A 14,292-nucleotide genomic window follows, 5' to 3' on the forward strand; every position below is an offset into this window, starting at 1 on the left:
AATAAAATTGATCTGCCACAGGTTCACTGGAAATAGTTTGGCTTCCTGGGCATTTGTACATTGCCTGATAGCGCCGCCGTGGGTAAATACAGTATTCCTATAAAGAATAAGGTTATTGAACCAGAAACAGGTGTCGTTATGAATCATTTTATTATGGCCAACAGCCAGCAATGTATCGGTTGCCGTGCCTGTGAAGTCGCCTGCGTAATGGCGCACAATGGTGAACAGCACGTCCTGAGCGAGCGACAGTTTCATCCACGAATTACGGTTCTCAGGTCGGGTGTAAAGAAAAGCCCCGTGACCTGCCACCACTGCGAAAATGCGCCCTGCGCGCAAAGCTGTCCTAACGGTGCCATCAGCAAGCACGACGACAGCGTACAGGTGAATCAGCAAAAATGCATTGGCTGTAAGGCCTGCGTAGTGGCGTGTCCTTTTGGCACCATGGAGGTGATCGTCACCCCGCTCGACAACGGTAGCGTGAAGGCTTCTGCGTACAAATGCGACCTCTGCCACGCGCGCCCGCAAGGCCCGGCCTGCGTCGAAAATTGCCCGGCGGATGTACTCGCGCTCGCCACCCCTGACGTGCTGGACGCTCTGGCTCAATCTCGTCGGCAACGGACCGCTCGCCTGGAGGCGCAGCCCTGGCACGGCGAGGCGGCGATGGCGAACGTCGCGCAAAGTAAATTGCAGCAGATGCAAAACACGCCGACGCGCGGCGAGCCGGATAAACTCCCGGCAGAAGAGCGCGCCACGCATTTTAACGAAATCTATCTGCCATTTCGCACAGAACAGGCGCAGCGCGAAGCCTCCCGCTGTCTGAAGTGCGGTGAACACAGCATTTGTGAGTGGACCTGCCCGCTGCACAACCACATTCCGCAGTGGATTGAGCGCGTTAACGCGGGGGATATCGCCGGTGCGGTTGAACTTTCTCACCAGACAAACTGTTTACCGGAAATCACCGGCCGCGTCTGCCCGCAGGACCGATTATGTGAGGGAGCCTGTACCCTTCGTGATGAAACAGGTTCGGTCACCATCGGTAATATTGAGCGGTATATTTCCGATCGGGCACTGGCGATGGGCTGGCAGCCGGACATGAGCGGCGTTACTCCGGTGGATAAGCGGGTGGCCATTGTTGGCGCTGGCCCGGCGGGGCTCGCCTGCGCCGATGTGCTGGTGCGTAACGGCGTGAGCGTGACGGTTTACGATCGCCATCCGGAAATTGGCGGCTTGCTGACCTTTGGTATTCCGGCGTTCAAGCTGGATAAAGCGCTTCTCGCACGGCGCAGAGAGATTTTCACAGCAATGGGGATCCACTTTGAGCTGAACTGTGAGGTCGGCAAAGACGTGCCGATGTCTCAGCTGCAGCGGGATTACGACGCGCTGTTTATCGGGGTGGGAACCTATCGTTCAATGAAAGCAGGTATTCCTCACGAGGACGCGCCGGGCGTGTACGACGCGCTGCCCTTCCTGGTGGCAAACACCCGCAACGTGATGGGGCTTGAACCGACGGTGGCCGAGCCGTTTGTCAATACACACGGGCTAAACGTGGTGGTGTTGGGGGGCGGCGATACCGCAATGGACTGCGTGCGTACGGCGTTACGTCACGGTGCCGCGAAGGTGACCTGCGCCTACCGCCGGGATGAGGCCAACATGCCGGGCTCAAAAAAAGAGGTTAAAAACGCGAAGGACGAGGGGGCTGAGTTTGAATTTAACGTTCAGCCCGTTGAGCTGTCGCTCGCGCCTGAAGGGCGGGTTAACGGTATCCGGATGCTGCGCACCGAACTCGGCGAACCGGATGCACAGGGGCGTCGTCGCCCCGTTCCTGTCGTGGGCAGCGAGTTTATCATGCCTGCCGATGCGGTAATCATGGCCTTTGGATTTAACCCGCACGCCATGCCGTGGCTGCAGGCGCAAGGCGTGGAGACGGATCGCTGGGGGCGCATCATTGCCTCTGTCGAGGGGCGCTATCGCTATCAGACCACCAACCCGCAAATTTTCGCTGGCGGTGACGCGGTGCGCGGTGCCGATCTGGTGGTGACCGCGATGGCGGAGGGGCGTCATGCGGCTCAGGGTATTCTGGACTGGCTTGAGGTAAAGACACCGAAAGGGCAGTAAAACCGGCGGGCGACAAAGCGGGGTTCGCGGCGTAATATATTTGCACTCATTATGCCGTGGAGCCCGTATGACCCTGAAAATCGACGTGATCAAAGACAAAATCCTGTCAGAAAATTACTTTGTCCTGCGCAACATCACCTATGATTTAACGCGTAAAAACGGTGAGGTGATTCGCCACAAGCGCGAGGTCTACGACCGCGGCAATGGGGCGACCATCCTGCTTTACAACCGTGAAAAGCAAAGCGTGGTGCTGATCCGTCAGTTTCGGGTGGCGACCTGGGTTAATGGCAACCCGGATGGACGGCTGATAGAAACCTGCGCCGGCCTGCTTGATGACGATGAACCAGAAGTCTGCATCCGCAAAGAGGCTGTCGAAGAGACGGGCTTTGAAGTGGGTGATGTGAAGAAAGTTTTCGAGCTGTTTATGTCACCGGGCGGCGTGACCGAGATCGTTCACTTCTTCATTGCGGAATACAGCGAGGCGCAGCGCACGCATCAGGGCGGTGGCGTAGAAGATGAAGATATAGACGTGCTGGAGCTCCCCTTCTCGCAGGCGCTGGCGATGGTTCGCTCTGGCGAAATCAAGGATGGTAAGGCTGTGATATTGTTGCAGTATTTGCAAACCACCGGGATTATGAATGCCGCTTTCGACCAGCAGTAGATTATATTTCGGTTAAATTTATACCCAAAATACTTCGAGTTGCATGAAGGCGGCGACGCAGCGAATCCCCCCGTCACGGACACCAGTACGTGACGGGGGAATGCGTAAAGCCAACGCACAGGCAATGTAAAGTATGACGGGTATATCTGATAAATCCGATTGAGCAAGCCAGGCTGGAACACGAAGATACTGCCCAGATTGACGTTTTCGTATCCGGGACTGTGCCATTCATGCGCCACTGCGTTACTTTTCTCTTTTTATTTTGCGTACTGCCCGCGCCGTTGGCGTGGGCAGCGCCTGCTCAGCAATCTTTTTCTGACTGGCAGGTGACCTGCAATAACCAGAATTTTTGCGTGGCACGTAATACCGGTGAACACCGTGGGTTGGTCATGACGCTCAGCCGTAGCGCAGGGGCGAAAACCGATGCCACGCTGCGTATCGATCTCGGCGGACTCTCCTCACCTTCGGTCAAAGAGCCTGACATCGCTCCCCGGTTACTGGTCGACGGTGCTCCGTTGACGCTGGAGCCTCAGCGCTGGCAGGTTACCCCCTGGCATCTCAAAACTGATGATGCCGCGACCATTACGGCCTTTTTAAAAGAGATACAGGAAGCGAAAGCCCTGACGTTGCGGGGCGGTAATCAGGTCGCCTCCCTGGACGGCCTAAAAGCGGCGCTGCTGTTTATCGACGCGCAGCAAAAGCGTGTCGGGAGCGAAACGGCGTGGATTAAGAAAGGCGACGATCCGCCGTTAAGCGTACCGCCCGCGCCCGCCTTAAAAAAAGTAGCAATAGTGAACCCAACGCCAACGCCGCTTACTCACAATGAACTCAACGATTTGCTGGATTACGGCACCTGGCGGATGAATAACAGTCAGTGCTCGCTGGATCCGAACCGACGGGAAGTGCGCGTTACCGCCTTAACCGACGACAAAGCGCTGCTGATCGTCAGTTGCGAAGCGGGAGCCTATAACACCGTCGATTTGGCGTGGCTAGTCTCGCGCACAAAACCGTTTTCGGCCAGTAGCATCAGGCTGCGTCTGCCGTTTACCCCTTCAAGCGAGAGCAGTGAAATGGAGTTGATGAACGCCAGCTTTGATGAGAAAACGCGCGAGTTGACGACGCTGGCGCTAGGGCGGGGTATAGGGGATTGCGGGATCCAGACGCGCTGGCGTTTTGACGGCCAGCGCTTCCGTCTGGTGCGTTATGCTGAAGAGCCCAGCTGCGATAGCTGGAATGGACCAGATGCCTGGCCCACGCTGTGGATCACGCGGTAGTTTTTTTGCCGGGCAAGCAACCGCGCTACCCGGCAACGCAGACGGCACTAAAGCACGCTCAACGCCTTCTCAACCACATTCTCAACGGTAAAGCCAAAATACGGGAACAGCTTGTCGGCAGGGGCCGATTCACCGTATCCGCGCATCCCGACAATCGCCCCTTCCAGCCCCACATATTTGTACCAGTAGTCCGCAATACCGGCCTCGACCGCCACGCGCGCCGCGACGTTTGAAGGCAGGACGGATTCACGGTAGGCCTCGTCTTGCGCGTCAAAAATATCCGTTGAAGGTAGTGACACTACACGCACCGCATGACCTTCGGCGGTCAGTTTTTCCGCGGCTTTCACCGTGATTTCTATCTCGGAACCGGTGGCGATAAGAATGACATCCGGCTTGCCGCCGCTGTCTTTCAGTATGTATCCACCGCGGGCGATATTTTTTACCTGCTCTGGCGTGCGCTCGATCTGTGCCAGGTTCTGGCGCGACAGGATCAGCGCCGTTGGCCCGCTGTGGCGCTCAACGGCCAGCTTCCAGCCGACCGCCGCTTCGACCTGATCGCACGGACGCCAGGTGCTAAAGTTGGGGGTCAGGCGCAGGCTGGCCAGCTGTTCAACCGCCTGGTGCGTTGGCCCATCTTCGCCAAGACCAATCGAATCGTGGGTGTAGACCATAATCTGCCGCGCTTTCATGAGCGCAGCCATGCGCGCCGCGTTACGTGCATATTCCACAAACATCAGGAAAGTCGCGGTATAGGGTACAAATCCCCCGTGATGAGCGATGCCGTTAGCGATGGCTGTCATCCCAAATTCGCGCACGCCGTAGTGAATGTAGTTCCCGGCAATATTCTCTTTCAACGATGTCGAGCCAGACCAGATGGTCAGGTTGCTCGGCGCCAGATCCGCCGAACCGCCCAGCAGTTCAGGCAGGAGTGGCCCAATCGCATTCAGGGTATTTTGCGAAGCCTTACGGGTGGCGATTTTTGCCGGATTAGACTGCAGGTTTTCAATCAGGGCCTGGGTTTTCGCTTCCCAGTCCTCCGGCAGCCCGCCGCTCATGCGCCGGGAAAACTCGGCGGCCAGTTCCGGGTACGCTTTTTTATAGGCGGCAAACTTATCGTTCCAGCTATGCTGGGCTTTTTCACCCTCTTCACGGGCATCCCAGGCCCTGTAGATCTCTTTCGGGATCTCAAACGCCGGGTATTTCCAGCCGAGTTTCTGACGGGTCAGCGCCACTTCTTCTTCACCCAGCGCCGCGCCATGTGCCTCTTCTTTGCCCGCTTTATTTGGCGAGCCGAAACCGATGGTAGTGCGGCAGATAATCAGCGATGGCTTATCCTTAACGCTCTGGGCTTCCTGAATTGCTTTTTTTACCGCTTCAGGGTCGTGGCCGTCGATCTCATGCACCACGTGCCAGTCATAGGCCTCAAAGCGTTTTGCCGTATCGTCGGTAAACCAGCCTTTGGTTTCCCCGTCGATGGAGATGCCGTTGTGATCGTAAAAACCAATCAGCTTGCCCAGCCCCAGCGTGCCTGCCAGCGAACAGACCTCGTGCGAAATACCTTCCATCAGACAGCCGTCACCCATAAACACATAGGTGTAGTGATCGACAATGTCGTGGTCGGGCTGGTTAAACTGCGCGGCCAGCGTGCGCTCGGCAATGGCCAGGCCGACGGCATTCGCTAATCCCTGTCCGAGCGGCCCGGTGGTGGTTTCTACGCCCGGCGTATAGCCGATCTCCGGGTGGCCGGGCGTTTTTGAATGCAACTGACGGAAGTTTTTCAGCTCTTCAAGCGGCAGGTCATAGCCGGAAAGATGCAGCAGGCTGTAGAGCAACATCGATGCGTGGCCGTTGGAGAGGATAAAACGATCGCGATCGTACCAGGTCGGGTCGTTCGGATTGTGCTTCAGGAAATCGTTCCACAACACTTCGGCAATATCTGCCATGCCCATCGGTGCGCCAGGGTGGCCGGAATTGGCTTTCTGCACGGCATCCATGCTGAGGGCGCGAATGGCATTGGCTAGCTCTTTACGGGACATAGTTCACTCCGTGGCAAGGTTAAAGTTTGGCGGCGAGAAGGTCTTCAAGTTTGCGCTGGTCGACGGCGAACAGGCGGATGCCTTCCGCCAGCTTGTCGACAGCCATCGCGTCCTGGTTATGCTCCCAGCGGAATTCCGCTTCGGTCATGGCTTTCGGTTTTGGCAGTACGGTGGAGGTTGGTACCAGCTTGCGGATCACCGTGTCGTCTTTGTCCTGCAGCTCTTTGAGCAGGTTGGGGGAGAGGGTCAGACGGTCGCATCCCGCCAGGGCGAGGATCTGCTCGGTGCGGCGGAAGCTGGCCCCCATCACGATGGTTTCGTAGCGGTGCTGTTTGTAGTAGTCGTAAATATTGCGGACCGATTTCACGCCGGGGTCTTCTTCCACCACGTACGGGTCCATTGGCTGTTTCGCCTGATACCAGTCGTAGATACGTCCGACAAACGGTGACACGAGGAAAACGCCCGCTTCGGCGCAGGCGCGAGCCTGTGCAAAGGAGAACAGCAGCGTCAGGTTGCAGTGGATCCCCTCTTTTTCCAGCACCTCGGCGGCGCGGATCCCTTCCCACGTGGAGGCGAGTTTGATCAGAATGCGCGATTTATCGATGCCCTGCTCCTGGTAAAGTTCGACCAGACGGCGTGCTTTGGTGATGCTTTTTTCCCGATCGAACGAGAGGCGAGCGTCCACTTCGGTAGAGACGCGCCCCGGGATGCTTTTCAGAATTTCCGCACCGATATTAACCGCCAGCTTGTCGCTCGCCTCAGCCACCTGTTGTTCCTGCGTTTTCCCGCGCTGCTTGCCGTAGGCAATAGCGTCATCAATCAGATGACTGAAATGCGCAAGGCCAGCCGCTTTGAGCAGCAGCGAGGGGTTAGTGGTCGCATCTTCCGGCTGATAGTGGCGAATCGACTCGATATCGCCGCTGTCGGCGACCACGGTAGTGAATTGTTTGATGCCGTCTAGTTGGTTCATAAGTAATTACTCCATGAAAATAAAAGACTTACTCGAGTGCGTTAGTTCACACTTCTGGGAAAATCATGATGGACTTAACAAAAAAGCATAGCAGACGGGGGAGGCATTGCTGGCTGAGGCGGGTAACATGACTGTTATAAATTGATAACAATTTTTAATGTGTGATGGTGAGAGTTTGGCAGCCTTCAAAGTTTGAGAAACTGCCTGCGGCGATACTATGCGGCACTCCAGGGTGTGCATCAGGATCAAAACGTCACCCTTTTTGACCGATACGTGAAAGGAATAACAAGATGGATGAGCAGTTAAAACAAAGTGCCCTCGATTTTCACGAGTTTCCTGTCCCGGGCAAAATCCAGGTTTCTCCTACCAAGCCGCTGGCGACGCAGCGCGATCTGGCGCTGGCCTATTCGCCAGGCGTTGCGGCTCCTTGTCTTGAGATCGAAAAAGACCCGCTCGCCGCCTATAAATACACCGCGCGCGGCAACCTGGTGGCGGTGATCTCTAACGGCACGGCGGTGCTGGGCTTAGGCAACATTGGTGCGCTGGCGGGTAAGCCCGTGATGGAAGGTAAAGGCGTTCTGTTCAAGAAATTTGCCGGTATTGACGTGTTTGATATCGAAGTGGACGAGCTGGATCCGGACAAATTCATCAACGTGGTCGCCGCGCTGGAACCTACGTTCGGCGGGATTAACCTCGAAGACATCAAAGCGCCGGAATGTTTCTATATCGAGCAGAAGCTGCGCGAGCGTATGAACATTCCCGTGTTCCATGATGACCAGCACGGCACTGCGATTATTAGCACCGCCGCTATTCTGAACGGCCTGCGCGTGGTTGAGAAAAATCTCTCTGACGTGCGCATGGTGGTCTCTGGCGCAGGCGCCGCGGCCATCGCCTGTATGAACCTGCTGGTGGCGCTGGGGATGCAGAAACACAACATTGTGGTCTGCGACTCGAAAGGCGTTATCTATAAAGATCGCGAGCCTAACATGGCGGAAACCAAAGCGGCGTACGCGGTGGAAGACGACGGTAAGCGCACGCTTGAGGACGTCATCGATGGCGCGGATATCTTCCTCGGTTGCTCTGGCCCGAAAGTGCTGACCCAGGAGATGGTCAAGAAGATGGCGCGCGCGCCAATGATCCTGGCCCTGGCAAACCCGGAACCGGAAATCCTGCCGCCGCTGGCGAAAGCGGTGCGTGAAGATGCCATTATCTGTACCGGCCGTTCCGACTACCCGAACCAGGTGAACAATGTCCTCTGCTTCCCGTTCATCTTCCGCGGTGCGCTGGACGTCGGCGCGACGGCAATCAACGAAGAGATGAAGCTTGCCGCCGTTCACGCCATCGCGGAGCTGGCTCACGCCGAGCAGAGCGAAGTGGTTGCGTCAGCCTATGGCGATCAGGATCTGAGCTTTGGTCCGGATTACATCATTCCAAAACCGTTCGACCCGCGTCTGATTGTCAAAATCGCGCCAGCGGTGGCCAAAGCGGCGATGGACTCCGGTGTGGCGACGCGACCGATTCAGGATTTCGACGCTTACGTCGATAAGCTCACCGAGTTCGTCTACAAAACCAACCTGTTTATGAAGCCGATCTTCTCGCAGGCGCGTACCGACGCGAAACGCGTTGTACTGGCGGAAGGGGAAGAGGCGCGCGTGCTGCACGCTACGCAGGAGCTGATCACCTTAGGCCTGGCGAAGCCGATCCTGATTGGTCGTCCGAGCGTGATCGAGATGCGTATCCAGAAGCTGGGTCTGCAGATAAAGCCTGGCGTGGATTTTGAGATCGTGAACAACGAATCGGATCCGCGCTTCAAAGAGTACTGGAACGAATACTACGCGATCATGAAACGTCGCGGCATCACCCAGGAGCAGGCGCAGAAAGCGGTCATCAGTAACACGACGGTGATCGGCGCGATCATGGTGCATCGCGGTGAAGCGGACGCGTTAATCTGCGGGACCATCGGTGACTATCACGAGCATTTCAGCGTGGTGCAGGAGATCTTCGGCTACCGTGAAGGCGTGCATACCGCCGGGGCGATGAACGCGCTGCTGCTGCCAAGCGGGAACACCTTTATTGCGGATACCTACGTCAACGACGATCCGACCCCGGAAGAGCTGGCGGAGATCACCGTGATGGCCGCGGAAACCGTGCGTCGCTTTGGTATTGAGCCGAAGGTGGCGCTGCTGTCGCATTCTAACTTCGGCTCGTCCAAATCACCGGCGGCCTGCAAAATGCGTCAAACGCTGGCGCTGGTCCGCGAGCGCGCGCCGGAGCTAATGATTGACGGTGAGATGCACGGTGATGCCGCGCTGGTGGAAAGCATCCGTAACGAACGTATGCCGGACAGCCCGTTAAAAGGCTCTGCAAACGTGCTCATTATGCCAAACGTGGAAGCCGCGCGTATCAGCTACAACCTGCTGCGCGTTTCCAGCTCTGAAGGGGTGACCGTAGGGCCGGTATTAATGGGCGTGGCGAAACCGGTTCATGTGTTAACCCCAATTGCCTCCGTGCGCCGTATCGTGAACATGGTGGCGCTGGCGGTGGTTGAGGCGCAGACGCAGCCGCTGTAAACCCCTCACCCCGGACCGTACACCCCTTTGGGGAGAGGGTGAGGGTGAGGGGGAAGTGATTTTTACACCCAATCCCTCACCTTAATAAACTCTTTCAAGGCAGCCTCCGGGCTGCCTTCTTTTGGCTCAAAGCTATACTCCCAACGTACCAGTGGCGGCATCGACATCAGAATGGATTCCGTACGCCCGCCGGTCTGCAGGCCAAACAGCGTGCCACGATCCCACACCAGGTTGAACTCGACGTAGCGTCCGCGACGGTATAGCTGGAATTCCCGTTCACGCACGCCGTAGTCGGTGTCTTTACGCCGCTCCACGATAGGCAGATAGGCGTCGGTATAACCTTCGCCCACCGCGCGCATAAAGCTGAACGCGGTATCAAAATCAGGGGTGTTGAGATCGTCAAAGAACAGCCCGCCGATGCCGCGCTGCTCGTCGCGGTGCTTCAGGTAAAAGTAGTCGTCGCACCACTTTTTAAATTTCGGGTAGACGTCTTCGCCAAACGGCAGACAAAGGTCCCGCGCGGTGGTGTGCCAGTGCACGGCATCCTCTTCGAAGCCGTAGGAGGGCGTTAAGTCGAAACCGCCACCAAACCACCAGACCGGATCGGCACCCGGTTTTTCCGCGATGAAAAAACGCACGTTGGCGTGGCTGGTCGGGACAAACGGGTTATGTGGATGCACCACCAGAGAGACGCCCATCGCCTCGAAGCTGCGCCCCGCCAGCTCAGGGCGATGCGCGGTCGCGGAGGCGGGCATCGCATCTCCGTGAACGTGGGAAAAGTTGACCCCAGCCTGTTCGAAGACTCCACCGTTGCGCAGCACGCGACTGCGGCCGCCGCCGCCAGCTTCTCGCTGCCAGCTATCTTCCTGGAATTCGCCGCCGTCTACGGCGGCGAGTTTCTGGCAGATTTCATCCTGCAACTGCAGCAGGAACGTTTTAACCAGTTGAGTATTGGGTTTCATCAACGTTTCCTGGAGTGCGCTTTTTGGTTATCGAACCAGTTGAAGTAACTGATAATGCCAGAGGCAATGGCGTTGGCGATCTTCTGACGAAACGCCGTGGTGCCGAGAAGTCGCTCTTCTTCCGGGTTGGTAATGAAGGAGGTTTCCACCAGTACGGATGGGATTGACGGTGATTTCAGCACCACAAACGCCGCCTGTTCCGTCCCTTTACTGTGCAGACGGTGTACGGGCTTAATCTTTTTCAGAATGTGCGAGCCGAGCGTCAGGCTGTTTTTGATGGTATCCGTCTGCACGAGGTCGAACAGCACCTGCTGTAGCAGATGATCTTTGTCGGTGGCTTTTTTTCCGGCGACTTCATCCGCCCGGTTTTCGCGGTCGGAGAGATATTTTGCCATCGCGCTACTGGCGCCACGGTTAGAAAGCGCAAACACCGATGCGCCTGCCGCGGACGGATTGGTAAAGCCGTCTGCATGAATCGACATAAACAGATCTGCACCGTGCTGGTGGGCGATCTCCACGCGGTCATACAGCGGAATGAAGGTATCGCCAGTTCGCGTCAGGCGGGCGTCAATGCCGTTGCTGCGTAAAATCGATCGCACATTTTTTGCAATCGCCAACACAACGTGTTTTTCTTTCGACCCGTTTTTGCCGATGGCGCCAGTATCAATACCGCCATGGCCCGGATCGAGCATCACCACGCGCTTTGCGCCCGGTTTTTTTGCCTTTGGTTTACTGTGTCCGTTAGTGGTTTTAAGCGTGCTCTCTTCTTTTGCTTGAGCCTGCTTTGCGATGCCCGTTAACGTTAAGGCCGCCAGCCCCGCTTTGAGAACCTGACGACGCGATGTGAGTGCTTTTAATGGTTTGAATGTGCTCATGCGGCCTGAATACTAAAAATTGGGGTCCTGGTGTTATATCGTATCGTGTTTCCCGTTACGACAGTCCATATTGAGAATTGTTTTACTTTTCATTTCAATACGTGACAAAGTGACATTATGCCAAATTTTGGCGAGATTTTCCCCGGTTATTGGCTAAACGCACCGTTCGCGCCATAATCACTGTTTTTAAACCCGAAAAGGCGGTTAATACCATGGAGATACGCGTTTTTCGCCAGGAAGATTTCGAAGAGGTGATCACCCTTTGGGAACGCTGCGATTTGCTGCGTCCGTGGAACGATCCGGAAATGGATATCGAGCGTAAGATGAATCACGACGTCAGTCTATTCTTAGTCGCGGAAGTGAATGGCGAGGTCGTCGGAACGGTGATGGGCGGGTATGACGGGCATCGCGGCTCGGCGTATTATTTGGGCGTCCACCCGGAATACCGCGCGCGGGGCATTGCCAATGCGCTGCTCAATCGCCTGGAAAAGAAGCTTATCGCCCGCGGTTGCCCGAAAATCCAAATTATGGTGCGGGAAGATAACGACGTGGTGCTGGGTATGTATGAACGTCTGGGTTATGAGCACGCTGACGTACTGACCCTCGGGAAGCGCCTGATCGAAGATGAAGAGTACTGAGTTTCACCCTGGCGATTACGACGGTCATGGCCGTCTTCGTCTGCCTTTTTTGTTCTGGTGCGTGTTGCTGTTACAGGCGCGAACCTGGGTACTGTTTGTGATGGCGGGGGCGTCACGCGGGCAGGGCGATACGCTACTGAACCTTTTCTATCCCGATCACGATGCATTCTGGCTCGGTTTGTTGCCCGGCGTGCCGGCGGTGCTGGCTTTTCTATGCAGTGGACGGCGGCATGTCATGCCCCGCTTGTGGCGCGCGCTTCGCTGGCTGCTTATCGTCGCCCAGATTGCGCTACTTTGCTGGCAACCGATGCTTTGGCTATACGGTGAGCCGCTCTCCGGTATCGGTATTGCGCTGCTGGTGGCCGATATTGTGGCGCTGTTGTGGCTGCTGACGAACCCGCGTTTGCGCGCCTGTTTTACGCATCAGTCAGATTAATGTGGCACTTTTTGCCGATGTCGTACTCCAACAAGCGTTGATTTAACACGTAAGGACGTTTCAATGAAATCGCTGCGTTTACTTTTATGCGCTCTTCCGCTGGTATTAACGGGATGCTCTACGCTCTCTTCCATCAACTGGTCTGCGGCCTATCCCTGGAACTGGTTCGGCTCGTCAACGGAGATGACAGAGCAGGGCGTGGGGAAAATAACCGCCGCGACGGCGCTGGATCAGGACGCCATTCAGGATGCGCTGAGCAGTGACTATCGCCTACGCAGCGGTATGAAAACGGAAAACGGTAACATCGTGCGTTACTTCGAAGCGCTGAAGGGCGACAAGCTGGCGCTGGTTATTAACGGCGATAAGGGCACGGTAAATCGCGTTGCGGTGCTGGATGACAGCATCCCGACGGCAAGCGGTGTAAAGGTCGGCACGCCGTTTAGCGACCTCTACAAACAGGCTTTCGGCAACTGTACCAGCGTCCCTTCTGATGAGAGCGTGACGGTGGAATGTAAGGCGGAGGGCAGCCAGCACATCAGCTATCTCTTTACCGGAGCCTGGAGCGGCCCTGATGGGTTAATGCCGTCTGATGACACTCTGAAAGCCTGGAAAGTGAGCAAGATTATCTGGAAGCAGTAATTTGCGCCTGAGCAAACCGCCTCGCTGAAATCCAGGTATAATGGTCGCCATCAATGCCACGCTGTCGTGGTATCTTTATTTCAGGAGGAGCGATGTCTCAGGTTCAGAGTGGTATTTTGCCAGAACATTGCCGCGCGGCGATTTGGATTGAAGCCAATGTTAAAGGGGATGTGGATGCCCTGCGTGCGGCCAGCAAAGTGTTCGTTGATAAACTGGCTACATTCCAGTCCACATTCCCGGACGCCCACCTTGGTGCGGTCGTTGCTTTCGGCAATAACGTCTGGCGTCAGCTGAGCGGCGGTGAAGGGGCTGAAGAGCTGAAAGACTTCATACCCTATGGCAAAGGTCTTGCGCCAGCCACCCAGTATGACCTGCTCATTCATATTCTCTCTCTGCGCCACGATGTGAACTTCTCTGTTGCGCAGGCGGCCGTGGAAGCCTTTGGCGACAGCATCGACGTGCAGGAAGAAGTCCACGGTTTCCGCTGGGTAGAAGAGCGCGATCTCAGCGGCTTTGTTGACGGTACTGAAAACCCGGCTGGCGAAGACGTGCGTCGTGACGTGGCTGTCATCAAAGACGGCGTGGACGCGGGCGGTAGCTACGTGTTCGTGCAGCGTTGGGAGCACAACCTCAAGCAGCTTAACCGCATGAGCGTGCACGATCAGGAGATGATGATTGGCCGCACCAAAGAGGCCAACGAAGAGATTGACGGCGACGATCGCCCGGTCACCTCTCACCTGACCCGCGTTGACCTTAAAGAGGACGGTAAAGGGCTGAAGATTGTCCGCCAGAGCCTGCCATACGGCACGGCGAGCGGCACGCACGGTCTTTACTTCTGCGCCTACTGCGCGCGTCTGTACAACATCGAACAACAGCTGCTGAGCATGTTCGGTGACACCGACGGCAAGCGCGACGCCATGCTGCGCTTTACTAAACCGGTAACCGGCGGCTACTACTTCGCGCCGTCCGTCGAGCGTCTACTGGCGCTGTAACAGCTCTCATCCTACCCCTCTTCCCACCGGGGAGAGGGGTAAAGCCTTATTCTCTTTTCTGCTTGTAAATCACCAAACGGTATATAAAACCGTTACTCCTTTCGCACGCGTTATAAATATTATG

The 14,292-nt window shown here is 56.4% G+C and carries 12 protein-coding genes; 8 read left to right on the forward strand and 4 right to left on the reverse strand.

Annotated elements, in window-relative coordinates; all coding sequences use genetic code 11:
* Positions 1-138: 138 nt before the first annotated feature.
* The 3 genes from aegA (at position 139) to V5P19_RS00590 (ending at position 4,050) form a co-directional block, all read left to right on the forward strand.
* Positions 139-2,115, forward strand: a complete 1,977-nt coding sequence (gene aegA, locus V5P19_RS00580) for a formate-dependent uric acid utilization protein AegA (RefSeq protein WP_334399132.1) — start codon at positions 139-141, stop codon at positions 2,113-2,115.
* A gap of 67 nt (positions 2,116-2,182) precedes the next feature.
* On the forward strand, positions 2,183-2,776 hold the full coding sequence (gene nudK / locus V5P19_RS00585) for a GDP-mannose pyrophosphatase NudK (protein WP_334399134.1): 594 nt from the start codon (positions 2,183-2,185) through the stop codon (positions 2,774-2,776).
* 230 nt (positions 2,777-3,006) lie between these two features.
* Positions 3,007-4,050 carry a DUF1176 domain-containing protein gene (locus V5P19_RS00590; RefSeq protein ID WP_334399136.1) on the forward strand — a complete coding sequence of 348 codons (1,044 nt, stop codon included), beginning with the start codon at positions 3,007-3,009 and terminating at the stop codon, positions 4,048-4,050.
* A gap of 47 nt (positions 4,051-4,097) precedes the next feature.
* Here the strand turns inward: V5P19_RS00590 and tkt are convergent, their stop codons facing one another.
* Both tkt and tal read right to left on the reverse strand, forming a co-directional pair.
* Positions 4,098-6,086: a transketolase gene (gene tkt, locus V5P19_RS00595; RefSeq protein WP_334399138.1), complete on the reverse strand. Its 1,989-nt coding sequence runs from the start codon at positions 6,084-6,086 to the stop codon at positions 4,098-4,100.
* A 19-nt stretch (positions 6,087-6,105) separates the two neighbouring features.
* Positions 6,106-7,056, reverse strand: a complete 951-nt coding sequence (gene tal, locus V5P19_RS00600) for a transaldolase (protein ID WP_334399140.1) — start codon at positions 7,054-7,056, stop codon at positions 6,106-6,108.
* 290 nt (positions 7,057-7,346) lie between these two features.
* Here tal and maeB point away from each other — a divergent pair, with 290 nt between their 5' ends.
* Positions 7,347-9,626, forward strand: a complete 2,280-nt coding sequence (gene maeB, locus V5P19_RS00605; protein WP_334399142.1) for an NADP-dependent oxaloacetate-decarboxylating malate dehydrogenase — start codon at positions 7,347-7,349, stop codon at positions 9,624-9,626.
* A gap of 62 nt (positions 9,627-9,688) precedes the next feature.
* Here the strand turns inward: maeB and hemF are convergent, their stop codons facing one another.
* Positions 9,689-10,588 carry an oxygen-dependent coproporphyrinogen oxidase gene (gene hemF / locus V5P19_RS00610; protein WP_334399144.1) on the reverse strand — a complete coding sequence of 300 codons (900 nt, stop codon included), beginning with the start codon at positions 10,586-10,588 and terminating at the stop codon, positions 9,689-9,691.
* Positions 10,588-11,463 (reverse strand): N-acetylmuramoyl-L-alanine amidase AmiA, encoded by an 876-nt coding sequence (gene amiA, locus V5P19_RS00615; protein ID WP_334399146.1) that lies wholly within the window; start codon positions 11,461-11,463, stop codon positions 10,588-10,590. The genes hemF and amiA overlap by 1 nt, the downstream gene beginning before the upstream one ends.
* Before the next feature lie 212 nt (positions 11,464-11,675).
* Here amiA and V5P19_RS00620 point away from each other — a divergent pair, with 212 nt between their 5' ends.
* The 4 genes from V5P19_RS00620 to V5P19_RS00635 all read left to right on the forward strand — a co-directional run bounded on the left by V5P19_RS00620 (position 11,676) and on the right by V5P19_RS00635 (position 14,168).
* Positions 11,676-12,101, forward strand: a complete 426-nt coding sequence (locus V5P19_RS00620) for a GNAT family acetyltransferase (protein WP_334399148.1) — start codon at positions 11,676-11,678, stop codon at positions 12,099-12,101.
* Entirely contained in the window at positions 12,088-12,537 is a 450-nt protein-coding gene (locus V5P19_RS00625; RefSeq protein WP_334399150.1) for a DUF2919 domain-containing protein, read from the forward strand. The genes V5P19_RS00620 and V5P19_RS00625 overlap by 14 nt, the downstream gene beginning before the upstream one ends.
* Positions 12,538-12,600: 63 nt before the next feature.
* Positions 12,601-13,176 (forward strand): RpoE-regulated lipoprotein, encoded by a 576-nt coding sequence (locus V5P19_RS00630; RefSeq protein WP_334399152.1) that lies wholly within the window; start codon positions 12,601-12,603, stop codon positions 13,174-13,176.
* A gap of 92 nt (positions 13,177-13,268) precedes the next feature.
* Complete coding sequence (locus V5P19_RS00635; RefSeq protein WP_334399154.1) at positions 13,269-14,168, forward strand: Dyp-type peroxidase; 900 nt, start codon at positions 13,269-13,271, stop codon at positions 14,166-14,168.
* Positions 14,169-14,292 lie beyond the last annotated feature (124 nt).

The organism is Enterobacter sp. UNJFSC 003 (genome assembly GCF_036903355.1).
Classification (GTDB): Bacteria; Pseudomonadota; Gammaproteobacteria; order Enterobacterales; family Enterobacteriaceae; genus Enterobacter.